At 61.3% G+C, this 22,577-nt stretch carries 23 protein-coding genes; 11 read left to right on the plus strand and 12 right to left on the minus strand.

What is annotated here, in order from left to right:
- Window positions 1-21: 21 nt before the first annotated feature.
- From VUN82_21275 to VUN82_21300, 6 genes are all read right to left on the minus strand, one after another.
- The gene (locus tag VUN82_21275) at window positions 22-357 is read right to left on the minus strand and encodes a PRC-barrel domain containing protein (GenBank protein ID XAS71583.1); all 336 of its coding nucleotides are present in this window, start codon (window positions 355-357) and stop codon (window positions 22-24) included.
- Window positions 344-772, minus strand: coding sequence for a hypothetical protein (locus VUN82_21280; GenBank protein ID XAS71584.1), 429 nt, complete (start codon window positions 770-772; stop codon window positions 344-346). Before VUN82_21280 ends, VUN82_21275 begins: the two co-directional genes overlap by 14 nt.
- Window positions 769-1,998: an Nramp family divalent metal transporter gene (locus VUN82_21285; protein XAS71585.1), complete on the minus strand. Its 1,230-nt coding sequence runs from the start codon at window positions 1,996-1,998 to the stop codon at window positions 769-771. Before VUN82_21285 ends, VUN82_21280 begins: the two co-directional genes overlap by 4 nt.
- On the minus strand, window positions 1,995-2,480 hold the full coding sequence (locus tag VUN82_21290; protein XAS71586.1) for a hypothetical protein: 486 nt from the start codon (window positions 2,478-2,480) through the stop codon (window positions 1,995-1,997). Before VUN82_21290 ends, VUN82_21285 begins: the two co-directional genes overlap by 4 nt.
- A 569-nt stretch (window positions 2,481-3,049) precedes the next feature.
- Complete coding sequence (locus VUN82_21295; GenBank protein XAS71587.1) at window positions 3,050-3,208, minus strand: hypothetical protein; 159 nt, start codon at window positions 3,206-3,208, stop codon at window positions 3,050-3,052.
- 229 nt (window positions 3,209-3,437) lie between these two features.
- Window positions 3,438-4,202, minus strand: coding sequence for an IclR family transcriptional regulator (locus VUN82_21300; protein XAS71588.1), 765 nt, complete (start codon window positions 4,200-4,202; stop codon window positions 3,438-3,440).
- 112 nt (window positions 4,203-4,314) lie between these two features.
- Between VUN82_21300 and VUN82_21305 the strand changes: the two genes are divergently transcribed.
- The 4 genes from VUN82_21305 (at window position 4,315) to VUN82_21320 (ending at window position 8,543) form a co-directional block, all read left to right on the plus strand.
- Window positions 4,315-5,709, plus strand: coding sequence for an SLC13 family permease (locus VUN82_21305; GenBank protein ID XAS71589.1), 1,395 nt, complete (start codon window positions 4,315-4,317; stop codon window positions 5,707-5,709).
- A 57-nt stretch (window positions 5,710-5,766) separates the two neighbouring features.
- Complete coding sequence (locus VUN82_21310) at window positions 5,767-6,996, plus strand: CaiB/BaiF CoA-transferase family protein (protein XAS71590.1); 1,230 nt, start codon at window positions 5,767-5,769, stop codon at window positions 6,994-6,996.
- Window positions 6,993-7,874, plus strand: coding sequence for an enoyl-CoA hydratase/isomerase family protein (locus VUN82_21315; GenBank protein ID XAS71591.1), 882 nt, complete (start codon window positions 6,993-6,995; stop codon window positions 7,872-7,874). The genes VUN82_21310 and VUN82_21315 overlap by 4 nt, the downstream gene beginning before the upstream one ends.
- Before the next feature lie 87 nt (window positions 7,875-7,961).
- On the plus strand, window positions 7,962-8,543 hold the full coding sequence (locus tag VUN82_21320) for a thymidylate kinase (GenBank protein XAS71592.1): 582 nt from the start codon (window positions 7,962-7,964) through the stop codon (window positions 8,541-8,543).
- Window positions 8,544-8,688: 145 nt separating this feature from the next.
- Here VUN82_21320 and VUN82_21325 read toward each other — a convergent pair whose 3' ends face one another.
- Window positions 8,689-9,423, minus strand: a complete 735-nt coding sequence (locus VUN82_21325; protein XAS71593.1) for an NUDIX domain-containing protein — start codon at window positions 9,421-9,423, stop codon at window positions 8,689-8,691.
- 104 nt (window positions 9,424-9,527) lie between these two features.
- Between VUN82_21325 and VUN82_21330 the strand changes: the two genes are divergently transcribed.
- The 6 genes from VUN82_21330 (at window position 9,528) to VUN82_21355 (ending at window position 16,374) form a co-directional block, all read left to right on the plus strand.
- Window positions 9,528-10,550, plus strand: coding sequence for an SPFH domain-containing protein (locus tag VUN82_21330; GenBank protein XAS71594.1), 1,023 nt, complete (start codon window positions 9,528-9,530; stop codon window positions 10,548-10,550).
- Window positions 10,551-10,559: 9 nt separating this feature from the next.
- Window positions 10,560-11,462, plus strand: coding sequence for a hypothetical protein (locus VUN82_21335; protein ID XAS71595.1), 903 nt, complete (start codon window positions 10,560-10,562; stop codon window positions 11,460-11,462).
- A gap of 80 nt (window positions 11,463-11,542) precedes the next feature.
- Complete coding sequence (locus VUN82_21340; protein ID XAS71596.1) at window positions 11,543-12,439, plus strand: LysR family transcriptional regulator; 897 nt, start codon at window positions 11,543-11,545, stop codon at window positions 12,437-12,439.
- Between the two features lie 133 nt (window positions 12,440-12,572).
- The gene (locus VUN82_21345; protein XAS71597.1) at window positions 12,573-13,670 is read left to right on the plus strand and encodes a tartrate dehydrogenase; all 1,098 of its coding nucleotides are present in this window, start codon (window positions 12,573-12,575) and stop codon (window positions 13,668-13,670) included.
- A gap of 93 nt (window positions 13,671-13,763) precedes the next feature.
- A complete protein-coding gene (gene dctA / locus VUN82_21350; GenBank protein ID XAS71598.1) occupies window positions 13,764-15,218 on the plus strand; it encodes a C4-dicarboxylate transporter DctA in 1,455 nt (484 codons plus the stop codon).
- Between the two features lies 1 nt (window position 15,219).
- Window positions 15,220-16,374: a glycerate kinase gene (locus VUN82_21355; protein ID XAS71599.1), complete on the plus strand. Its 1,155-nt coding sequence runs from the start codon at window positions 15,220-15,222 to the stop codon at window positions 16,372-16,374.
- Window positions 16,375-16,425: 51 nt separating this feature from the next.
- On the opposite strand, the gene VUN82_21360 is transcribed toward VUN82_21355, so the two are convergent.
- The 5 genes from VUN82_21360 to VUN82_21380 all read right to left on the minus strand — a co-directional run bounded on the left by VUN82_21360 (window position 16,426) and on the right by VUN82_21380 (window position 21,342).
- Window positions 16,426-16,929: a hypothetical protein gene (locus tag VUN82_21360; GenBank protein XAS71600.1), complete on the minus strand. Its 504-nt coding sequence runs from the start codon at window positions 16,927-16,929 to the stop codon at window positions 16,426-16,428.
- Between the two features lie 335 nt (window positions 16,930-17,264).
- Entirely contained in the window at window positions 17,265-18,173 is a 909-nt protein-coding gene (locus tag VUN82_21365; protein XAS71601.1) for a nucleoside hydrolase, read from the minus strand.
- A gap of 63 nt (window positions 18,174-18,236) precedes the next feature.
- Complete coding sequence (locus tag VUN82_21370) at window positions 18,237-19,097, minus strand: carbohydrate ABC transporter permease (protein XAS71602.1); 861 nt, start codon at window positions 19,095-19,097, stop codon at window positions 18,237-18,239.
- Window positions 19,094-19,987: a sugar ABC transporter permease gene (locus tag VUN82_21375; GenBank protein ID XAS71603.1), complete on the minus strand. Its 894-nt coding sequence runs from the start codon at window positions 19,985-19,987 to the stop codon at window positions 19,094-19,096. Before VUN82_21375 ends, VUN82_21370 begins: the two co-directional genes overlap by 4 nt.
- A 53-nt stretch (window positions 19,988-20,040) precedes the next feature.
- On the minus strand, window positions 20,041-21,342 hold the full coding sequence (locus VUN82_21380) for a sugar ABC transporter substrate-binding protein (GenBank protein ID XAS71604.1): 1,302 nt from the start codon (window positions 21,340-21,342) through the stop codon (window positions 20,041-20,043).
- Window positions 21,343-21,511: 169 nt separating this feature from the next.
- Here VUN82_21380 and VUN82_21385 point away from each other — a divergent pair, with 169 nt between their 5' ends.
- The gene (locus VUN82_21385) at window positions 21,512-22,504 is read left to right on the plus strand and encodes a LacI family DNA-binding transcriptional regulator (GenBank protein XAS71605.1); all 993 of its coding nucleotides are present in this window, start codon (window positions 21,512-21,514) and stop codon (window positions 22,502-22,504) included.
- The last annotated feature ends 73 nt before the right edge of the window (window positions 22,505-22,577 follow it).

The raw sequence follows: 22,577 nt of genomic DNA on the forward strand, positions 1-22,577 counted from the left end.
AGCAATTTGGTGCTTGAGGCGCTATCGTGGCAGCCCGGATTCGTAAGCCACGAAGTCCGGACGCAACACCACCTCCTGTGAACCCATCATCGCTATGTCCTCCCACAACACCAGGAACGATCCCCTGTGCCACCAACGCATGAACTGCGCCACCGGCCAGGGCTGCGTCATCCCTTGCCGCTCAAATCCAAGGAATGATGTCGCGGTGCGCGGACTGATGATGATGCCCACCAAACGGGCTCGGCTCAGTAGCTGGGTTGGCGTCGCGTCCAGTGCGAAGCGGGCGTCCGAGATTTGCCCCAGCAGCTCACCGTTGCTGTCCACCACCCTCGTTCCCAAGACGTCATTCAGGATCATGTCTACCTCCCGGAATCCGGCCGATGACACGGTCCCGAAGCCACCGCTCCACCCATGATGCTTCGAGCGAGTCAGAACGCACTCCAACTGTAATAACAGTGTCCACACCGGAAACCGCATCCCATGGAATACGGATCAACCTGTTCGACGGCGGCCTGCCGCCGAAGATCCGCGTGCCCAGTATTGCGCCTGTTAGCAGTGCAGTAATAGTGGGCGGTTCTGCGCCTTCCGGGATGGGCTCGTCCGCCGCGGGACCGCTCAACTCGAGGTCGTCCACGGTGGTGACAGGTACGCCGTCGAAGTCCAACACCTGCCGGTCCAGCAGGTGGAGCTGGGCGTCAAGGACCAACCCGGCCGGGCGCGGCGCAGGCCTGATTTCCCTCGGCTGGATCCTCTTGCGCTTGGCGGCACTCATGCGCCTGCTCCTGTAACAATCATGAGCGGAATGGCCGCCAAGGATGCAGCCAGGATGATCACCAAATACACCATTCCGGCAATATTCACTGCCCTGTTGTTAACGTGCTCGCCCATATATTGGGGATCGTTCGCGACAATCAGGATCGGTAGATAGGTGAGCGGAAGGGCGATCGCGGAGAACACCACCGAATACTCCGTCACCAGGATGGGATCTACACCAGTGGCGAGGACTGCGGCACCTGCCAGAAGGACCACGATCATGGAGATATGGAACCTGGCTGCCTGAGCCGGGCGTCGGAACTTTCCCCACGACCAACCAAAGAACTGCGCCAACGTGTAGCCGCTTGAAAGCGTCGTTTCCAGAGCCGCCCCGAATGTAGCGGCCACAACGCCCAAAATCAGCACAGCCAGCGCTAACTGGCCTCCCCCCTGAGCGACGGGCAACGCCACTTGCGAAAGCGTAGTGACGCTGATCCCCGCAGGCAGGAGGACGACGGCGGCGCAAGCGGCGATTGCCACGGAAAGGAACCCGCCCAGTGGGAAACCAAGCAGGACATTCATCCGGGCCTGGAGCAGATCCTTGACCTTCCACCTTTCCTCCACAGCGCCCGAGGAGAAGAAGAAGACCTCATAGGGTGTCATGGCAGCCCCGAACAGTGCGATGGCGAAGTACCAATAGACCCCTGAGCCCTCCTCCCGTGGGACCGACGGTGCGAACGCCTGGCTGGCCAGGACACCCCAATCGGGCTTGAGCAGGAAAAGCGCCACAGCAAAGACGACCAAGGAGAGTCCCAGGAGCCCTGTGACGTTTTCCATGATCTTGAACTTCACGCGCCAAATCACCAGCCATACGGCCAGCAACGCAACGGGGACCCAAAGCAGGTAAGCCACGCCGCTGGCCAACTGCAGGGCCAGGGCGATGCCGCCGATCTCGGCGGTGACCGTCATCAGGTTGATCAGGAAGGAAGCGGCAAGGTTGGCCAGCCCTGCACGCGGCCCCATGCGCTCACGAATGACCTCGAAGGTTGCCCTGCCTGAGACGGCTGCCACCCGTCCTGACATGTTGGCAAAGAGGCAGATTCCGACGACGCCGACCACCACCACCCACGCCAGGGAAAGCCCAAAGCGTGAACCTACTACGGCATTGGTCACCAAATCCCCGATGTCAACAAAGCCCCCGATCGCCGTCAGGATGCCCAGGGCAACACCGAGGAGCCGCTTCACTGGATGCCGGCCTTGGTCATGAGGGCTTTGAGCTGATCGGTGGCACTGCGCAACTCACCCAGGACTTCTGGCAAGCCGTGCGCGCCTGATCCCGATTGCCCCTGTTCAGGGCCGCCGCTCGGGGCAGTCAACGCATCACGGGCATGGAGCAACGCTCGCGAAATCGTGGCGAAGGAGGCCAGCATGTCATCCCGAAGCGACTTTTCCTCCTCAGTGGGGGCCGTGAAACCTTCAACTTCATCGGCAGCCGACTGGACCTCGCCCAGCATGTCATCTGCCGCAGTAGACCCGGCAGCCGCCGTCGTGCTGTCCTTGATCCTGAGGTCCACAGCCAGGGTGGCGGCTTGGACGGCGGAAAACACGTCCTTCGCTGGTCCCTTAAGCGCGTCGGGGGAAGGCCGCTGTGAGCATGCGGTCAGCACCCCGGCGAGTACCGCCAGAGCCAGGAGAATCGACGCGAGGCGCCTGCCATTCGAACTCACGATGGCTGCGGAATCTGGCAGCCGGCTTGTGGATCCATCCCCGTGTAATTAAGGGGCCCGGCCACAATATTCAGGGCGATGGTCGCAAACTGCGAACACTGCGCGGGTGGGGCGTTGTAATAGCCGCGTTGACCGGCCGCTATTGCTCCAATGACGAGCCACACAACTACGAACAGCCCAATAATTGAACCGATTCGCATTTCTTCCCCAATCGATAAAACGGGAAACCCAGGTATTACTACTTTCTGGGTGGCCAAGGGCGCGGTCGGGGCGGGGATTCCTACCCTGCCCGCGACCGCAAAACCCGTGTCAATCCGAAGGATTGGTTTCGGTAGTCAAACCGCGATCATCTGCGGTTCGCTCATCCTTTTCTTCTGCCGGCCCGGGTGGATTCGCTGATTCATTCCCTCCAGCATCGGCGGCATCTTCCGAACCCTCCCCGGATGCGTCGCCAACAGGTACCTGATCGTTGGAGGCGGGTGCCCCAAGATCACGGGGGATCGGATGACCTGGTGTCGTGATCCCATCGTGTACCTGGCTGAAGCCGGCAACTTCGGTTGGATCAGTTGTCATACGCGCGACCGGCCCCGGCCAAGAACCCAGCCAATAAGGGCCAAGACCAGCAAGATAATTCCTACCCACAGCAGGAAACTCAAGGCCTGGTTAAAACCGCCAACAAGCAGCAGCACGATCGCAATGACGCCGGCAATCACCAATAGTGTGTTCATCTAAGCTACGCATCCCTTCAAACAAATTTGTCCAGTTAGGAAGGCGTCCGCTGGGACTCCAATTGGAGCTCCACCCCAAAGCAACGGGCACCGAACGGAGAAATGATCTCCTTATTCCGTACTTACCCCAAATGACGACAGTTCAAACAGAACCACTGCCCTCCGAAGCACGTGCACAGCATCATGATAGGCGCGCGTTCTGTCCCGGCGAAGTATTTCGACAGGAAACTTAGTACCTCTTCGCCGAAAAGGCTCCGAGTGCTTGGCTGATCTCCCGCGCAGTACCCGCAGCGGCCTCGCCGTACTCCTGATACTTGGCAGGCACGATCCTGCTTGAAGGCCCGGAGATGGAGATTGATCCTGCGGCCACGCCGCCTGGTCCCAGCAAAGGAACCCCGATTGAGGTGATTCCCGTACTGAGGCCCTGTTCATTGATGGAGTATCCGCGGGCGCGGGTTTCCCCGATCATGGCCCGGAGTTGGGCCGGGTCAACGACGGTTTGCGGTGTTAGGGCTTCAAGGGGTGTGGCCAGATATTCATCCACAATTGCGTCGTCAGCAGCTGACAAGTAGGCAATCCCGGTGGAGGACGCATGCATCGGCAGTCGGGATCCCAGCGGAAGGAAAGCCCGGAGGACGTGGGGCGTGTCGAGGCGTTCGATGATGAGCATGTATCCGCGGTCGGGCACTGCGAGGTGGACAGTTTCCGTGGTGTCCAACTGCAATGCGTTCAAGGGGCCCATGGCGGCGTCCCGGATGATCGAGCCGCTGCTGCCACGGCTTGCCACAGCAAAAGCATGGTTGGTCAGGACCCACTTTCCCGCCTGGGCTTCAGACTGCGCCACCCATCCCAATTCCGCCAGGGTCCTCAGCATGCGAAGGACCGTGGCTTTAGGGACGTCCACCTCCCGACTCAGCTCGGATAGTCCTGCCGGCTGGTTGTCCGAAACCGCCTCAAGGACGCGTATCGCCGTGACCACACTCTGGGTACTCATTCGCACTCCCCCTTGACCGCTCACTTTCTTATGCCCTACGGTACAGGCGATTTCCCATAATGAACCATTGGTTCATCCAGTGAACCGACGATGTTTGATTGGAGAACGGGTCTTGGAACAACAAATAACTGCCCTCGCCATCTTTGTGGGCGTCTTCGTCCTGGCCACCCTGCGCAAAGTGCACATTGGCGTGCTCATGTTTGCAGCGGCTGCCGGCGTTGGCGTTTGGATGGCAGGCATGACCATCGACAAAGTGGTGGCGGGCTTTCCCATCGGGATCCTCGTCCTGCTGGTAGGCGTCACGTATTTCTTCTCGATCGCCCAGGCCAACGGAACCATCGACCGCATCATCGAGATGGCCATCACCAAAGTAGGTGACCGCGCCTTCTTTCTCCCCATCGCATTCTTCGCGCTCACTATCGGCATCTCAGCCATGGGTTCCCCTTTGGCAGGCTTGGTCATGGCCCCCATCGGCATGCCACTTGCCAAGCGCTATGGCATCGACCGCATGCTGATGGGCATCGCCATTGGGTCCGGACTGAGCGCAGGTGGCTTCGCCCCCACCAGCTTGTACGGCATTGTCACGTACGGCACAGCCCGGGCAGCGGGAATCGACCTTGATCCCCTGGTCCTCTTCAGCGTCGCCCTGGGAACCAATCTCCTGCTGCTGGCCGCCGCTTATGTCATGTTTGGCGGCTTCAAGCTGCTCAACACGCGTACCCCTGACGGTTTCGGTACCCAGCTGCCATCCTTCAGCGCAAACCGCCCGACGCCGTCGCATCCCTTTGAGCGCGAAGGCAACATTGCTCGGGGCAAGCAAGCAGCCGTCCAGGTCCTTGACCCGGCAGCCGCGCCTCAGGCAGCGGCGTCGGAGGTACCGACGTCGACCTCAAAGCTCAACCGCAACCAAATCATCACGGTGCTGTGCATGGCCGGGCTGGTTGTCACCGTCGTCCTCATGTCGGTCTTGGGCTCAAATCCGGACATCGGCGTTCTCTGCTTCGCGTTCGCCTCAGTCCTCACCCTTTGCGATCCGCAGTCGGGGAAATCGGCTGTATCGAAGATCGACTGGTCCACAGTGTTGCTGGTGGGCGGGATCATCACGTTCGTCGGAGTCCTTCAGACCATGGGAGCAGTCGCGATGCTCGGCGAAGCAGCGGGCGCCGTCGGGACTCCCCTGCTGGCCGCGCTGGTGATCTGCGGGATCGGCGGACTCATCTCCGCCTTCGCTTCCACCACCGGAATGCTGGCTGCATTGGTTCCCCTGGCACTGCCACTCGTGGCTTCCGGAGACATCGCCGGGTGGGCTGTCATCGCTGCGCTGGGTGTGTGTTCCTCGATCGTTGACGTCTCGCCGTTCTCGACCGTCGGCGCCACCTTCGTGGCCACGGTCGATGCAGATGAGCGGCCCCGCATCACCAGGCTCCTCACCCGTTGGGGGCTGTCCATGGTGGTGGTCGGGCCCCTGCTGCTGGTCGGTGCGCTGGTGGTTCCGTCGAGCCTCTAGCTTCCTTTTCACACTCTTCTATGCACTCAAGTCTCCTATGCACGAAAGGTGCCCACCATGCTCAAACCACTCCGCGGAATCACCGTGGTCGATCTCAGCCGAGCCCTCGCGGGACCCTACTGCACCGCACTCCTGGCCGATATGGGTGCCCGGATCATCAAGGTAGAAAGCATCAACGGGGGCGATACCGCCCGCCAATGGCCGCCGTTCCAGGATGGCCACAGCCTCTACTTCGATTCTGTGAACCGGAACAAATCCTCTGTATGTGTCGATTTCTACTCAGCCGAGGGACGCGACATCCTCTCCACGCTGATAGCGGATGCCGACGTCCTGGTGGAGAACTTCAAACCCGGCACCCTTGAGAAAATGGGGTTCGCCTCTTCACGATTGGAAGAACTCAATCCCGGGCTCGTCGTCGGATCCGTCACCGGATTCGGCAACACTGGACCACTTAAGGACGACGCCGGACTGGATCAGGTCATCCAGGGAATGTCCGGACTGATGTCGGTCACGGGGTCCGGTGCCGGCGAAACATACCGGGTTGGGATACCGATCGTGGATATCACCTCGGGAATGGTGTGCGCGTTTGGGATCCTCGCAGCGCTACTCGGGGCCCGCAATGGTGCGAACGCCAGCAGGGTGTCCACTTCACTTTTGGAAACCGCGTTGAACCTGTCTGCTTTTCAGGGACAGAAGGCGCTCAGCCTCAGTGAAGCGCCCACGCCACAAGGCAACAACCACCCGGTCATCGCCCCCTACGGCAAGTTCGCCACCGCCACGGAACCCATCAACATCGCAGTGGGTAGCGACAAGCAGTGGAAGGCATTCTGTGACCTGCTGGGCATTCCCTTGGCCGTAGAGGATCCCCGCTTCATCACTGGGGCGGACCGCTCAGCCAACAGGCAGCTGCTTACCGAACTCATCGAAGCTGCTTTGGTGGCCAAACCGGCGGCCGAATGGGTGCCCTTAATCAGCCAGGCAGGGATCCCGTGCGGCCCCATCTACGACTACGTACAGGCTCTGGCTTCCGAGCAGGTTGCCGCTCTGGGTCTTGTCCAGCACACCCAGCGGCTGGATGGCTCTGAGCTTCCACTCCTGCGCGGGCCACTTAGCTTGGACGGCGAGGCCAGCGAGATCGTGTCGCCCCCGCCGCTGCTCGGCGAACACACCACCGAAGTACTCATGGAACTGGGAATGACCCACGACGACGTCAGCCGGCTTGAGCGCGAGGGTCGCGTTCTGTGCGGGCCGGCGTCGGTTTCGGCACAGATTGGAGTCCTGCGATGACCAGAGTTTCCGAGGCTTCGCGTGTTTCCCGTGTTTCCCCTGTTTCGCATGAGGGCGTTGTGGGCGTTGCGGACCCTGTGGGCCGTATGGCGGTTTCGGTGGCTGATGGCATAGCGACCGTGGAAATCTGCAACCCTGCGCAGCGCAATGCCCTGACCAAGGCCATGTGCCTGGAAATCCAGGAGCTGATGCCCAGCCTCGACGCCGATCCCGATATTGCCGTGGTGGCTCTACGCGGTGCGGGCGACACTTTCTGCGCAGGGGCTTCCATCAGCGAACTCTCGTCCGTGCTGTTGGATCCACAGGCGGACGGTTCGGTGGTTGACCACCTCAGCCTGGCCGATCACGCCATTGCATCCCTTTCAAAGCCCACAGTGGCTTTGGTTGACGGCGCCTGCATGGGCGGAGGGTGGCAGATCGCCTCTGCCTGCGACTTCATTATCGCCAACGAGCGCGCCGTCTTCGGACTGACCCCGGCCAAGATCGGCATCATCTACCCACGCCCGGGCATTGAACGGCTGGTCCGCCTGGTGGGGCACGCCAACGCCAAATACATCCTCCTTACCGGGCAAACATTTAGCGCAACGCAAGCCCAAGCGCTGGGTTTGGTGGCCGACGTCGTTCCTTCCGCGTCCTTTGAGCAACAGTGCGAGGCGCTTCTTGGTTCCCTGCGGAGCCGCTCGCGTTTCTCGGTGCATTCCATGAAGCGGCTGGTGGACCTGGAAGCTGCGGATGCTTCGGACTCCGGACAGCCTGACATTGATCAGGAGTGGGCTGCCGCCTGGTCCGCGATGCCTGACAGTCCTGACATGGAGATCGGCATCAGCGCGTTCCTGAACCGTGAGCAACCCCGGTTTACGTGGCGGCCTCTTGGGTGAGCAGGGCTTGCCCGGGACGTGATCTATGCCTCGATCAGGGACAAGGCCGGCCTTTCCTCCGTTGGAATAGAGACGACGGGAGGCCCCATGCTCATTGTTCTGACAGGAATAGACGGTTCAGGAAAGACGACCGCGGCCCGCGCCTTGGTGGATTCGGCTCACGCTGAGGGGCGGAACGCGCTGCTCCTCAGCAACCATGCTGCACGCCGACGGATGTCTCTCATTTCGGAGCGATTCGGGTGGAAGTTGCCGACACGCGGTGCCGATTTTGTAGAGACGTGCGTCCGCGTGGGCAACGTCCTTGTTTCACATGCACGAGCCCGGAACTTCAGCGGCCTGGTGGTCATGGACAGGCATCTGTACTGCCAACTCGCACTGCGCCGCGCTGCTGGTTTGGGCCAGGGCCGGCTGCTCCCCTGGCTGGTGGGAAAGCTCCCCGATCCGGACCTCATAGTCCACTTGGACGTTGACCCACGCCGTGCTCATGGACGGGTCATGGCGCGGGGCACGGACCACGAAGAGCTAGAGGATCTGGAAGCTTTCCGGGCTGCGTACCGCTCGCTCCCGGAGTTCGCCGACTTCCTAGGGGTTGACGCCAACGGAACGCCCGACGACGTGTTCGCCCAGCTGAACCGGGTGATCGCCGCGAAGGAGCCTGTCCGTGTTTGAACCCAACTGGCTGGCAGTAGTGGTTGTTCTGAACGCTGGGAACAACCACTACTGCCAGTTACTTTTGAATCTCGGGCCGTAGTGGTTGTTCTGAACGCTGGGAACAACCACTACTGCCAGTTACTTTTGAATCTCGGGCCGGCGGTTAGTCGCGCGGGCGCATCAGGGGCGGGTTCAGGACCGCCCGCGTGGGCTGGCCCGGCGTCGGGCGTGCTTCCGGGGCCAGCCGGAACAGCGCAGCCGGACGTCCGGCGTCGCCCGTTGTCATGCGCCCAGTATCCTCGAGGAAGCCGGGGGTTCCTGTCGCTTTTCGATGGAAGTTGCGCGGGTCCAGGCGGGTTCCCCAGACGGCTTCGTACACCACGCGGAGCTGGGCGATAGTGAATTCCTCGCCGCAGAAGGCTGCGGCCAAGGGTGAGTATTCAAGCTTGGACTTGGCGCGTTCCAAGGCGTCGTCGAGGATTCTCGCATGGTCGAACGCCAGCTGGACGCTGCCGTCCAGAACCTGTTTCACCGGGTACCAGCCAGCCTGCTCCGCATCGCCGCCCGCCGCGAGAACGGGAAAGTCCGGCGCCAGCAGCAGGTGGGCAACGGTGAGGACGTCGCCCCGTGGGTCGCGCCCCTTCGGGCCGTAGCTCCCCAATTGCTCAAGGTGTCCGGGGAGATGTTCGACGCCGGTCTCCTCCGCGAGCTCCCGGCTCGCCGCCTCGAGCAGTTCTTCGCCGGCGAGGACGAAACCGCCCGGCAGGGCGAGCTTGCCCTGAAACGGCTCGATCAGGCGGGTAATGAGTAGGACGTTCAGCCCGCCGTCGCGAACGGTTAGGGCGACGACGTCGACAGTTACCGGAAAGCGCGCGGTCGCTGCATGGGATTCAGGCATGAAGCAATCGTAGAGACTTATCGTCACCTTGACAATAATCGCTGATCGTCCGTAATGTTTGATTATCGTCATGTTGACGATAAAGAAACGAAAAGGAGAGCATCATGGCCACCATCAAGCGCTACCCCTGGATCCACCACTTCCTTGGGAGCCCCACTGGTTACGTTGTGCACCTGCAGAAGGGCACAGTGCAGCACCAGGGAGTAGGACAGGCATTCTGGTTCCGGCCCGCGAACTCTGTACTGAGCGAAGTTCCGGTTGACGATCAGGAACTGCCCACACTGTTCCACGCCATCACCCGCGACCACCAAGACGTGAGCGTGCAAGCCAATGTGACCTACCGCTTCATCGATCCCGTCGCCGTTTCCACGCGCCTCGACTTCGGCCTTCAAACCGGCGCATCCGCACCGGCAACGGGCCGGGAGCAGGTATCAACCATCATCGGGCAGCTGTGCCAGAGCCACGCGATCGACCAGATTGCCGCCACCACACTCGCCGAAGCACTCGAACGGGGAGTCAGCCAACTACGGCTGGTCCTCACCGATGCGTTGCGTGCCGACGTCAGGCTTCAGTCCACGGGCATCGAAATTCTCGGTGTCCAGGTCCTCGCAGTGCGCCCCGAGTCGGACGTCGAACGCGCCCTTCAGACCCCGGTGCGCGAACAGCTCCAGGCCGAAGCGGACCGGGCTGTGTACGAGAGGCGGGCAGTCGCCGTCGAGCGTGAACGTACGATTTCCGAGAACGAGATGGCGAGCCAGATCGAACTCGCTGTACGACGTGAAAACCTGGTGGCACAGGAAGGTGCCAATGCGCGGCGGAGTGCCGAAGAGAAAGCGGCCGCGGGACTCATCGAGGCCCAAGGCTCCGCGGAACGAAAGGGAATCGGGGCGGCCGCCGAAGCCAACCAGATCCGACTGGTAGGTGAAGCAGCCGCAGCCCGCGAAGCTGCCACCATGGAGGTTTACCGCGGAATGGAGCAGGCTACCCTGCTGGCCCTGGCACTCAAGGACGCAGCTGGATCCCTTCCAAACATCGGGAACCTGACCATCACTCCGGACCTGCTGAGTGGAGCGCTTGCCGGCCTGTTCAAGGAACCGACCGCGATCGTCACGCCGGAAGCCAAGTAGGGACAGGTCATGGCAACCCCACGCGTCGTTTTCGTCCACCGACGGACCGAACTCCAGGAGCTCCTGGACCGGCACGCCACCCGCGGCCAAGCCGAATTCTTCCTTCGCACCCGCGGCCGGACCATCCAGGATGTTCAGGACCGGCACGATCGCCTCACCGCCGCCCTCGCGACGGTCCGGGCGGCAGTCCCTGCCGAATGGCGGCAGGCCGAAGTGGAACGCGCTGACCTGAGCCGATTCCTGCTCACAAGCGAGGACATCATTGCTGTGGTGGGGCAGGACGGTCTGGTGGCGAACGTAGCAAAGTACCTGAAAGGGCAACCGGTCATCGGAATCGATCCCGAGCCCGGCGCCAATCCCGGCATCCTTGTCCGGCACACACCGTCGGCCGCAGCTACGTTGCTGGGTTCGGGAGATATTGCACGGCTTCACTGCCAGAACCTCACCACCGTGACAGCAACGCTCGACGACGGCCAGCAGCTTTCTGCGCTGAATGAAGTTTTCATCGGGCACGCTTCGCACCAATCAGCGAAGTACTCAATCACTGCGCCGAGCTTCACGAATGCGGGCGGGCAAACCGAGCGGCACTCGTCGTCGGGCCTTATCGTTTCCACAGGCACCGGCGCTACCGGATGGTGCGCCTCGATCGCCTTGGAACGGGGCGGACGGGCACTGCCCGCACCCACAGACCCCCGGCTGGCCTGGTTCGTTCGCGAGGCATGGCCCTCCCCCGTCACCGGAGCCTCCTTGACTGAAGGTCTGCTCGAAGCCGGCGAGGTCCTTCGGATCACAGTGGCCTCGGACCAGCTGGTGGTGTTCGGCGATGGCATGGAGGATGATCGGCTGACCGCCTCGTGGGGGCAGGAAATCATCGTTCAACTGGGGCAGCGACCCTTGCGGCTGGTTGCCTGAATCTCCGGCTGACAAGGGAATTGATAGGCATAAACTATCGATGCCTCTGAAACCTCCCTATACCCAAAGGACCCCACACCGTGGACACGCGAAAGCTCAAGTACTTCCTCGCCGTCGTGGATCACGACGGGTTCAATCGCGCGGCCGAGCATCTTCTGATCGCCCAACCATCACTGTCCCAAACCATTGCGAGCCTTGAGAAAGAGCTCGGCGTTCCCCTGTTCCATCGGATTGGCAGGCGCGCAGTCCTGAGCGAAGCCGGCAAGGAACTCGTGGGCCCGGCTCGCCTGGTGATGAGGGATCTCGATGCGGCCCAATCTGCCGTCCAGTCTTTGAGGGGAATGCGCAGCGGCCGACTGGACATCATCACGATGCCCTCTCCCGGCATCGAACCTTTAACCTCCATGATCGCCGCTTTCACCAAGCTCCATCCATGGGTCCGACTCAACGTGGGCGCCGCTTTCACGCCGGAAGAAGTGATCGAGTCCGTCCGCAGCGGCAGCAGCGAGATCGGCTTGGCGGGCTCGCCTACCAAAATCAAGGTGCCTGGCGTCGAAGTACTGGAGCTTGAGCGCCAACCCCTGATCTTGATCGTCAACCCACAAGCGGACACGTTCGCGCCGAAGGACACAGCCATCCAACGCGAGGACCTCGGCAATCATCGCCTCATCGTCAGCCAGCGTGGGTCACTCATGCGCTGGATGGTGGACGACGCTTTGGCGCACGGCGTAGAAGTGGAGATCGTGGTCGAAGTCGCCCACCGGACGTCCATCCTTCCCTTGGTTCTGGCAGGGGTTGGTCACGCTGTTATGCCGTCGTCGTGGGCACCCACGGCGCATAAGGCTGGGCTGAGGACGCTTTTGATTGAGCCAGTCAATTATCTGGATGTCGCAGTGCTGAGCCGGAAGGAAAATCTCACGCCTGCTGCCAGAGCGTTCTTGGACGTGGCCCGCACCCACCGCGGCGAAAGAAACTGATAGGCGCTACCTATCAGCCGTATCGAAACTAAGTCTTGGACGCCACTAGGCGCTGAACCGTCTACTTGAAGAGGAAGAACAGTGTGACCCCGCTAACAGGCTCACTGCTAACAAACTCAACGAGGAGGTAGGCATGAGCGCCACCCAGAAATTCAGCATCGCATCGATTCCCGCAGACGGTGTGGGCAAGGAAGTTGTTTCCGCCGGACGCCGAGTCCTGGACGCACTTGCCGAGAACTCCAACGGCAAGTTCGCCTTCGAATGGACCGAGTTCCCGTGGGGTTGCGGCTACTACAAGGAGACGGGGCAGATGATGGACCCCAAGGGCCTTGACGCCCTGAAAGACTTCGATGCCATCTACTTCGGAGCCGTCGGCTGGGAGAACGTCCCGGACCACATCAGCCTCTGGGGCCTGCGCCTGAACATCACGCAGAACTTCGACCAGTGGGCCAACATCCGCCCGGTCAAGTTCCTTCCAGGCATCCAGTCCCCGCTTCGCAAAGCCGACAACACCGAACTCGACTGGATCGTTGTCCGCGAAAACAGCGAAGGCGAATACGCCGGTCTTGGCGGCCGCAACCTGAGCGGCCGCGGTCCCGGCAACGAAGTCGCTTTGCAGACCGCGCTTTTCACGGAAAAGGGCTGCGAGCGCATCATGCGTTTCGCGTTCGACCTGGCCCGGACCCGCACGGTCAAGAAGGTTTCCTCCGTCACCAAGTCCAACGCACAGCAATACGGCATGGTCCTCTGGGATGAAACCTTCCAGCGCGTCGCCTTGGACTACCCTGACGTGCAGACAGAGAGCGTGTTGGTTGACGCCATGAGCGCCAAGTTCATTCTCAAGCCCGAGGACCTGTCCGTGGTAGTTGCCTCCAACCTGAACGCCGACATCCTCTCAGACCTCGGCTCCGCGCTGGCCGGCAGCCTCGGCCTGGCCGCGAGCGCAAACCTGAACCCGGAGCGCCGCTTCCCGTCCATGTTCGAGCCGGTTCACGGTTCCGCACCGGATATCGCCGGCCAAGGCATCAGCAACCCGATTGGTGCGATCGCCAGCGCGGCACTCATGCTGGACCACTTCGGCCTCCACGAGGAGGCCCGGCGCGTCGAAGCAGCGATCGAGCAGGCAACCGGTTCCGGCCACCTGACCCGGGACGTTGGCGGCGAGGCCACCACGGACGACGTCACCGAGGCCATCATCTCTGCCCTCACCCACACTCTCGCGGCTGTCTAACCCAACAGAGCAAACGTTCGACGGCGGTCAGCCGGCCGCCGTCGAACCTCCCCTTCAGCTTCTCCAGAGACATTCCACAACGAGGTAGGAATCATGGAACACATCACCGCCGGCGCATCGCCAGCAGATAAGAACATGCTACGCAAGACCCGCTGGTATCGGCAGTTGTACTTTTGGGTGCTCACCGCGATCTTGGTCGGCATCCTCCTGGGCTGGCTCGCTCCGACCGCGGGCATCGCCATGGAACCCATCGGCACCACGTTCGTGAACGCAATGAAGATGCTCATCGGCCCCATCGTGTTCCTAACCATCGTGGGTGGAATCGCCAGCGTGGCCGATCTCAAGAAGGTGGGAATGACTGGCCTGAAGGCCCTCACCTACTTCCAGATCGGCACCATCTGCGCCATGGTGTTCGGCTTGGTCGCCATCAATGTCTTCCGGCTTGGGGACGGGGTCAACGCGGATGCCAGCAGCATCAAGACCTCCGAGTCCGCCGCGAAACTGATCGACGCCGGGCAGCACCAGGAGTGGTGGCAGTTCATAACCCACATCATTCCCAACAGCATCGCGGGCCCGTTCGTTGAGGGCGACATCCTGCAGATCATCTTCATTGCTGTGGTGTTCGGCATCGCCCTGAACGCGATAGGCAAAGTTGGCGCACCGGTGCTGGACGGCGTCCAGCGGCTGACCGGCGTGATGTTCAAGATCCTGGGCTTCATCATGAAGGCCGCTCCGCTGGGTGCTTTCGGTGCCATGGCCTTCGCTGTTGGCAAGTACGGTGTTTCGTCGCTGACCAGCATGGGCGGATTGATTGCCCTCTTCTACGGCACCTCCATCCTGTTCGTGATTGTGGTGCTCGGCTCCATCATGGCCATGCTGCGGCTGAACATCTTCACCATGATCCGGCACCTTAAAGAGGAGTACATGCTCATTCTGGGCACCTCCACGGCTGAGCCTGCGCTGCCTGGCCTGATGCGCAAGCTGGAACATGCCGGCGTGAAAAAGGAGACCGTTGGCCTCGTGGTACCTACCGGTTACAGCTTCAACCTGGACGGCGCCGCCATCTACCTTTCGCTCGCTGCCCTGTACATCGCCCAGGCAACCAACACGGAGCTGACCATTGGCCAGCAGCTCGGCCTGCTCGCGGTGATGCTCCTGACGTCAAAGGGTGCAGCAGGCGTTGCCGGTGGCGGTTTCATTGCCCTCACTGCCACGCTCACTACGCTCGGCACCATCCCCGCGGCCGGAATCATGCTGATCTTCGGCATCGACAAGTTCATGTCGGAGTGCCGCGCCCTGGTGAACTTCACCGGCAACGCCGTGGCCACTCTGGTCATCGCCCGCTGGGACCGCACACTGGACACCGACCGAGTCCGCCGCGTCTTTGCCGGCGAGACCGTGGAACCGATGCCCGTGGATGACACTCCGGCGATCCCTGTGGAGGAGGAGACAGAGCCGGCCGAGGCACCCAAGCACTCAGCCGCCGTCGTGCCTTCTGGACCCGCTGCCTCCGCCGACCGTCGCCCCGCCTACTCGAAATCCCTCTGACATGAACAACTCCATCGCCCCGAAGACGGTGCTCATCGCCCCCGACAAGTTCAAAGGCAGTCTCACCGCCGGCGAGGTTGCGGAAGCCCTGGCTGCCGGACTCCGTGCCGCCAGTCCGGTCGGGGCGCTTGGCTGCGAACTCCTTCCACTCGCGGACGGAGGTGACGGCAGCGTCGATGCCGCCGTCGCCTCCGGCTTCGGCCGCTACAACTACACCGTCACCGGTCCCACGGGCCATCCCGTCCAGGCAGACATAGCGTTCGACGGCGCCACGGCAGTTGTGGAGGTCGCGAACGCGTGCGGTTTGGCCGTCCTGCCTCAAGGTGACTTGGCGCCAATGGAGTCCTCAAGCCGCGGTTTCGGCGAAGCTGTGCTGTTTGCTTTGGGCCTCCGGCCGGTGCGTTTGGTGCTGGCGCTCGGCGGCAGTTCCAGCACCGATGGTGGAATGGGGATGCTCGCCGCGTTGGGCCTCCGGTTCCTGGATGTGTCCGGTCTCGCGCTGCCAGGTAACGGGCGCTCGCTCTCGCTGGTGCATTCGGTGTCCGGTTCGTTGGTGCCGGAACTGGCGAACGTGGAACTCATCCTCGCGAGCGACGTCCACAACCCGCTGTGCGGCGCCGACGGTGCGCCCGCGGTTTTCGGGCCGCAGAAGGGCTGCTCCCCCGCCGACGTTTCAACGCTCGACGCCGGTCTGACGCACTATGTCTCGGTGCTCGCCGGGTCCGGGTTTGCTGACGCCGGGCTAGCTGAATCGCCAGGCGCAGGCAGCGCCGGCGGTATCGGCTTCGCCTGCTTGGCTTTGGGTGCGAAGCAAGTGTCAGGCGCCGACTACTTCCTGGACCTCTTGGACTTCGATGGCCGCAAGGAGAACTGCGATCTTGTGATCACCGGCGAGGGCAGCATCGACGAGCAGACCCTGGCCGGGAAGCTGCCAGCCGCCGTCGCCCGCCGTTCCGGCACCCGGCCCATCATCGCCGTCGCCGGCCGCTCGCTGCTGCCGCAGGAGCGGTGGGCCGAGATGTCTCTGTCCCGGGTGTATGCGCTGGCTGACTACACTTCGCTGGACTCCTCGAAAGACCCTTTGCTTTCAGCGGAGTTGCTTCAACAGATCGGCAGGGAAATCGGCGAAAGTGTGCTGGAGGCTGTTGGCGCTTAGAGGCCCGCGTGCGCCGCAGCTGGCCCGGAAACCGGGCCAGCCATTCCGCCGCTACGCCAGTTCTCCGCAGATGTCCCGCTGCTGGCCTGAACTACTCACAAGAGTGAAAACGCCTGTAACAGGATCGATGTCGTAGACCAATTTTCCGATGTAATGCGTAGTCGTAGGCCCCGCAGGAATGTCCGTCGGAAACAAAATCAGCCCGTTGTGGCCAGTTGCCGTGACCGTGAGCGTCCCATCGGCATTGAGCCGCGTGCTGGCTACCGAACCGTCAGTCCGGATCGTGACGGACTTCCCGGTATCCAGGTTGGTGTAAGTCAGGAGGACGCCCTTGCCGGCTTCGAGGAGACGCACCACGTTGCCTTCTTCGTCCTTGAATTCTCTTGTGTGGATGATGCCGCCAGATCCTTCAAGCAGCAGCGCAAACGAACAACCCTCCCCTGCTGGAAGGGATATGGGTAACTGCAAGGCGGCTGCCGCCGGCACCGTGGGGTAAAGCATGGCAGCGACCAGAACTGCAACCGGCGCAAGCCTAAGCGCGTTTTTGATTTTCATGGGGTTCCTCGATTTCGAGCGGAGCGAGTGTATTCCGCGGCACCATCCATGGGTTGTGGAAGGAGACCAAGTGCCTGCGCTCACGGGACAAGTCCCTAACAGCGGCCATTCCCCGAGACCGCCTGGCCGATGCCAGCGAAAAGGGGCATCGGGCGAGAGATTACTCTCCATCGAATAGAAAAACCACACGTTGCGGCCTTCTGAAGAAAATCAGCCCGAGCCGTGAGGCGAGCGGGCTGATCGTGGTGACAGCAGTCTAGCCCCGGCTACCGGCCAATCCCCGTCACTGCTGAACGAAGCACGCGCCCCGCCCAGCAGTGACGGCATGGTCAGGCTCAGGGAGTTTCGACGTTATGCAGCAGCTTGCCTGCTTTGACGATCCTGGTGCTGATTTCGTTCGCGACTGCTTGGGCGTCGATGCTGGTAACGCGCCGAACCCGGCCCTCGGAATCCGGGGTGAACGTGCTCACGCCAGCCGAGTCGCCGTCGCACGTGATCGAGACCGTACCGGGTCCGGACACTTCGAAAAGTTCCGGTCGAAGCAGCGTCAGGACCGTGATGGGGTCGTGGGGAACATTCCATTCCTCGTTCCAGAATGCCCACCACTGCCGGATATCGGCGTCGAGCGCTTCCCCTAGCGGGCCGGCCGCAGCGATCAGTTCGAGCTGGTCCCGGCGCATCTCCACTTGGCGCGTTACTTCAAGGCCGGTGACGGTGATGTTGAGGGCGGAAGCGAAAACGGTCCGCGCTGCTTGGTCATCACTGCGGAAATTGTGCTCGGTTTGGCCCGTGCCGAACGCTCCGCCCATGATCCACAAATGCCGAACATTGCGCTCGAACGTTGGATCAGTTTCAAGGGCCGCTGCGATGTTCGTCAGGGGTCCAATCGCTATGAGGTCGATCTGTCCCGGATTGTTGGCGACTTCCCGCACCAAATACGCCACGGCGTCCTCGGACTCGATGGTTTCCTGCGGGAGTCCGTCATGCAAGGAACCCTCGTGGCCGGGCCACCACACTTCACGGCCTGACTTCGGGCTGGCAATTCCCTGATACACGGCCATGTCACGGCCCGACAGTTTGCCGAACCGCTTTGCGAGGCGCGCCCGCAGCAGAGTGTCCCCGTAGACGGTGGTCACGCCAAGGAGTTCAGCCTCGGGTGAGCCAAAGATCAGGGCCAAAGCCAGTGCGTCGTCGACGTCGGATCCAATGTCGGTGTCAAGAATGATGCGGTGCTGAGCACCCATGGTTGTTCCTTCTGTAGTTTGCTTCGGACAGGGGTGTGCCGTGCCGAGGTGATTGATGGGGAGTTACTTGAGACCGGTGGTGGTCACGGACTGGATGAAGTAGCGCTGGAACCCAATGATGATGGCGAGCGGAATCACCGTAAGGACTATCGATCCAGCGAACATCACGCCGTAGTCCACGTTGAATTGGCCTTGGAGATTGGACAGGGCGATGGGACCGAGAATGTGCTGCTCGTCGGTGCCATTGAGCAACGGCCAAACGTAGGACTGCCATTGGAACAGGAAGAGCGTCAGTCCAGCGCCAATGAGGGACGGAACGGACAGCGGCAGATAGATCCGCCGGAAGGTGCCCCACCAGCCCAAACCGTCCAAGCGGCCTGCCTCCACCAGGTCCTTGGGGATGGCCAGGAAGAACGTGCGTAGAAGGAATATCGCCATGCCGTTTCCCAAACCGGGAAGGATCAGCCCGGCATATGTATTCTGCAGGTTCCAGTCACGGAAGAGGTCCGCCAAGGGGATGGCGATCGCGTCGAACGGGATCAGGAAGCTCACCACCACCACCACGAAGACGGCGCCGCTTCCACGAAACGGGATGGCAGCCAGTGCGAAAGCTGCCATGGAGCAAATCACGAGCCCGATCACGACGGTGGCCGCGCTGACGAATATTGAGTTCAGCATGGCCAAGCCCAGGTTGCTTCGCAGCAGCTCGGCATAGTTGTCCAAGCTCGGAGTCAGGGTGAAGAACGTTTCCCATTGCAACGGGTTCAGGTACCGGAAGGTATCGCCACCGGGCCTAAGCGAATTAACGAACGTCCACCAGAGCGGGATCAGGAACAACAGTCCAACACAGGCGCCCAGGACGCTCAGCGCGATGTAGCCAACGCTCCGGCGTCCTGATGCTTTGGCCGCGGCGACCGTACTCATGCCGCATCAGAGCTCCGAAGCAGCCGGAATTGCAAGGCGACGACGGCGAGGGTCAGTATCACGAGAATGATCACTTCCGCTTGGGCTTTACTTAGGTCCCCGAGGGTGTAAGCCCGGGTGTAGATGTCATACATGAGCAGGTTGCTGGACCCTGACGGACCACCTTTGGTGAGTATTTGGACGGGCGCGAAGATCAGGAAGTTGGAAACGGTGTCGGCAACCAGGACGAAGGCAAGAGGTCGACGGACCAAGGGGAACGTGACGGACCAGAGCTTCCGCCAGGCCGAGGCTCCATCGATGGATGCGGCCTCGTAGAGCTCGTTGGGAACATCGTTGATACCGGCGATCAGGAACAGCATCCAATAACCGACGCCGATCCAGCTCAGGAGCACCATGATGGACGCGAGCGACTGCTGCGGGGAGGTGAGGAACGGCTGCGCCGGAAGTCCCAGAAGGTCAAGGAATGAATTACCCAGGCCGTCTGGCCGATAGATGACACTCCACACGACCGCCGAAACTGCAGGCGGGACTGCTATGGGAAGGACCACCAGGGAGCGCCAAACCTTCGCGCCGGCAGCCTTCCGGGTATAGAGAACAGCAAGCAGGAACGACACAGCAATCTGGAGAGGGTTCACGATTGCCGAAAAGACCAGCGTCACCAGCAGGGCGTTGTTGAAGTCTGCATTGCCAAAGAGATCGGCGTAGTTCTCAAAGCCCACAAACACTGTTCCACCACGCAGGAAGCTTTCACGGAACAGGCTCTCCCACAGGGCCACAGCCGCGGGTGCAAGACGAAGCACTATCAGGCTGATCAAAGCGGGAGCCAGGAACACCGCCGCCACTGCCACCAACGATGCACGCCTCCTGCGACGAACCGGAGGCACGGCCACGGTCCGATGCTGCGTTGAAGGTGGACGATTGGTTGTTTGCGAGGGGGACATGGCTAGAGCCGCTTCCAAGCGTCGGTGATCTGTTGGGATGCCTGCTTCAGTCGCTCGTTGACTGGAGTCCCGTTTCGGATATCAGCGAAGGCCTTGCCCATGATTTCTTCGAACTGGATATAGCCAACGCTGACCGGGCGCGGTTTTGCCGTCTGAGTGTTTTCGTGTTCGATCAACTTGGCCAGCCCCTTGCTGTGGTCACCGCCCAACGCTTCGAGCTTGGGCAGATACTGGGCCGTTGCAGCGCTGTTGGCCGGGATGATGGTGGTCGCTTCGGTGGTGGCCAGGTTTCCTGCCGGGTCCAGGGATGCAAACTCCAGGAACTTCTTTGCGGCCGCCTTGTTCTTGGATGCTGGATTGATGCCCCATGACCACGAGCCTGTCGGCGTTACCTGGCTTCCGCCGTCGAAGTACGGCATGGGTGCCACGCCCCAATCGATGTTCGTCTTGGCGAATCCGCCAACGTCCCAAGGACCGCCAACGAAGTACGCCACGTTACCTGAGGTGAAGACCGGGCTGGTCTGGAAACCGCCAACGCCGCGGGGAGAGAGTCCCGATGCGAACGTATCCGAATACCACTGCATGGCCTTTTTCCAGCCCGCGTTGTCGATGTCCGTGGTCAGCATCTTGTCACCAGTGATGCCTGAACCTCCGCCGGCGGACTCCGCCAGGGGCTGCAGTTGGTAGTAAGCCTCGACTTGTTCAAGGAGCAGGCCGTACTGCGTTCCCGCCGCCTGGACCTTCTTGGCATCCGTGGCGATCTGTTCCCACGTCATTCGCTGGGAGGGATCAACCGACGGGTGCTTTACGCCTGCGGAGTCCAGCGCCTTCTTGTTGAAGAACAGCATTTGGGTGGAGTTCCAGATGGGCAGCGCCCAAAGCTTGTCATCGTAAAGGTTCACACTGAACTGTGCGTCCGGAGCGGCGGCTTTGGCTGGCTCCTTCAGACTGCTCAGGTCCTCAAGGAAACCTTGAGCAGCCAACTGAGACAGCCTCGGCTGATCGACTGTATAGACATCTATTGTGTCGTCCTTGGCTCCAAGCCGCTGCTGGAGCGTTGGGTTGAGTTGATCGAACGGCACCTGCGAATACTTGATGGAAATGTCCGGATTCTTAGCGTGGAAAGCGGCAATGACCGGGGCGAAAGTGGCCGGATCTTCAGGACCAAGAAGATTTACTGTGCCAGTTCCGGAGCCTTCACTTCCTAGTGCAGAAGGCGAGTTCTGGGAGCTCGTGGAGCAGCCGGACAGGAAGATTGCTCCGGCCGCAAGCAGCGACGTGGCTGCAAGGAGATTGTGCTTCACGGGAAGCCTTTCTGGAGATTGAGTCGGATGCGAAACGAGCATCTAACCGGTTAGACTACGCGGAGGAAATGGCTTTGACAAGAGATTTCCGAAGTATTGAATCATCAGCCCCAGCAGTTATGATCAACAGATCTACCCGGTTAGACCGTTAGCACATCAGGAGAAGCCCATGCCGACAGCCAGAGACGTGGCAAAACTGGCAGGAACGTCAAACGCTGTTGTCAGTTACGTGTTCAACAACGGCCCCCGCGCAGTTTCCGCGGCTGCCCGTGAACGCGTGCTCAAGGCTGCCAAGGAACTGGACTACAAGCCAAACGCTTTGGCCCGTGCATTGAGCGCAGGCAAGACCAGGTCCATTGGCCTCATCGTCCCGGACATCGCCAACCCATTCTTTGCCGAACTGGCGAGGGCAGTAGAAGTTGCTGCCGCAGACCGCGGCCACCTGCTGTTGATTGGGGATTCCGCAACGGTGGAGGAGCAGGAACACCGTCTCATGGAGTCGTTCATCGAAAGGAAGGTGGACTCCATCATCCTTGTTTCGCTACTGGACGAGCCTGATCTAAAACCGATAAACGCTGCGGGTCTACCTGTTGTTGCACTCCACCCACTGTCGGCTGGACAACATGCATCATCCCTGACCATCGACTACGAGCAAGCCGCCTATGTGGCCACGCGTCATTTGTTGGAAGAGGGCTACCAGAGCATCGGTCTGCTGAACGGGCCAGTCGACTCCGTGGGCACCAGGCAGCATGCCTCTGGTTTCGAGCGAGCCGTTTCCGGCACATCAGTGACTGTTTCCCGACGGGCGTCACCGATCTCCAGGGCTGGAGCGGCCGAGGTTGCCTTGGAGTGGCTCAGAACTTCCGATGCCCCACGGTCCATTTACGCGACAACGGATGAACAAGCCCACGGTGTTTTGTTCGCTGCCTACACACTTGGTCTCAATGTTCCGAACGAACTTGCCGTGATCGGCGTCGATGGGACTGCCGCCTCCGAATTCTCCGTGCCTCCTCTATCCTCCATTCGGCAGCCAACGCAGTCCATAGCGAACCGCGCCGTTGAGATCCTGGTCGACGGGAACGACGACGCCGACGGGGACAAGACAATCGTCAACGAACTCTTTGACTTCGAGCTTATCGTTCGCAAATCGTCCCGCGCCTGACAAACCGGACCGTTCAGAGGCTGAGCCCCATGGCAGCTTTTGGCGGCGAATACAACCGTTGAATCTCCCCAAT

Source organism: Micrococcaceae bacterium Sec5.1 (assembly GCA_039636795.1).
In the GTDB taxonomy this organism is placed as follows: domain Bacteria; phylum Actinomycetota; class Actinomycetes; order Actinomycetales; family Micrococcaceae; genus Arthrobacter.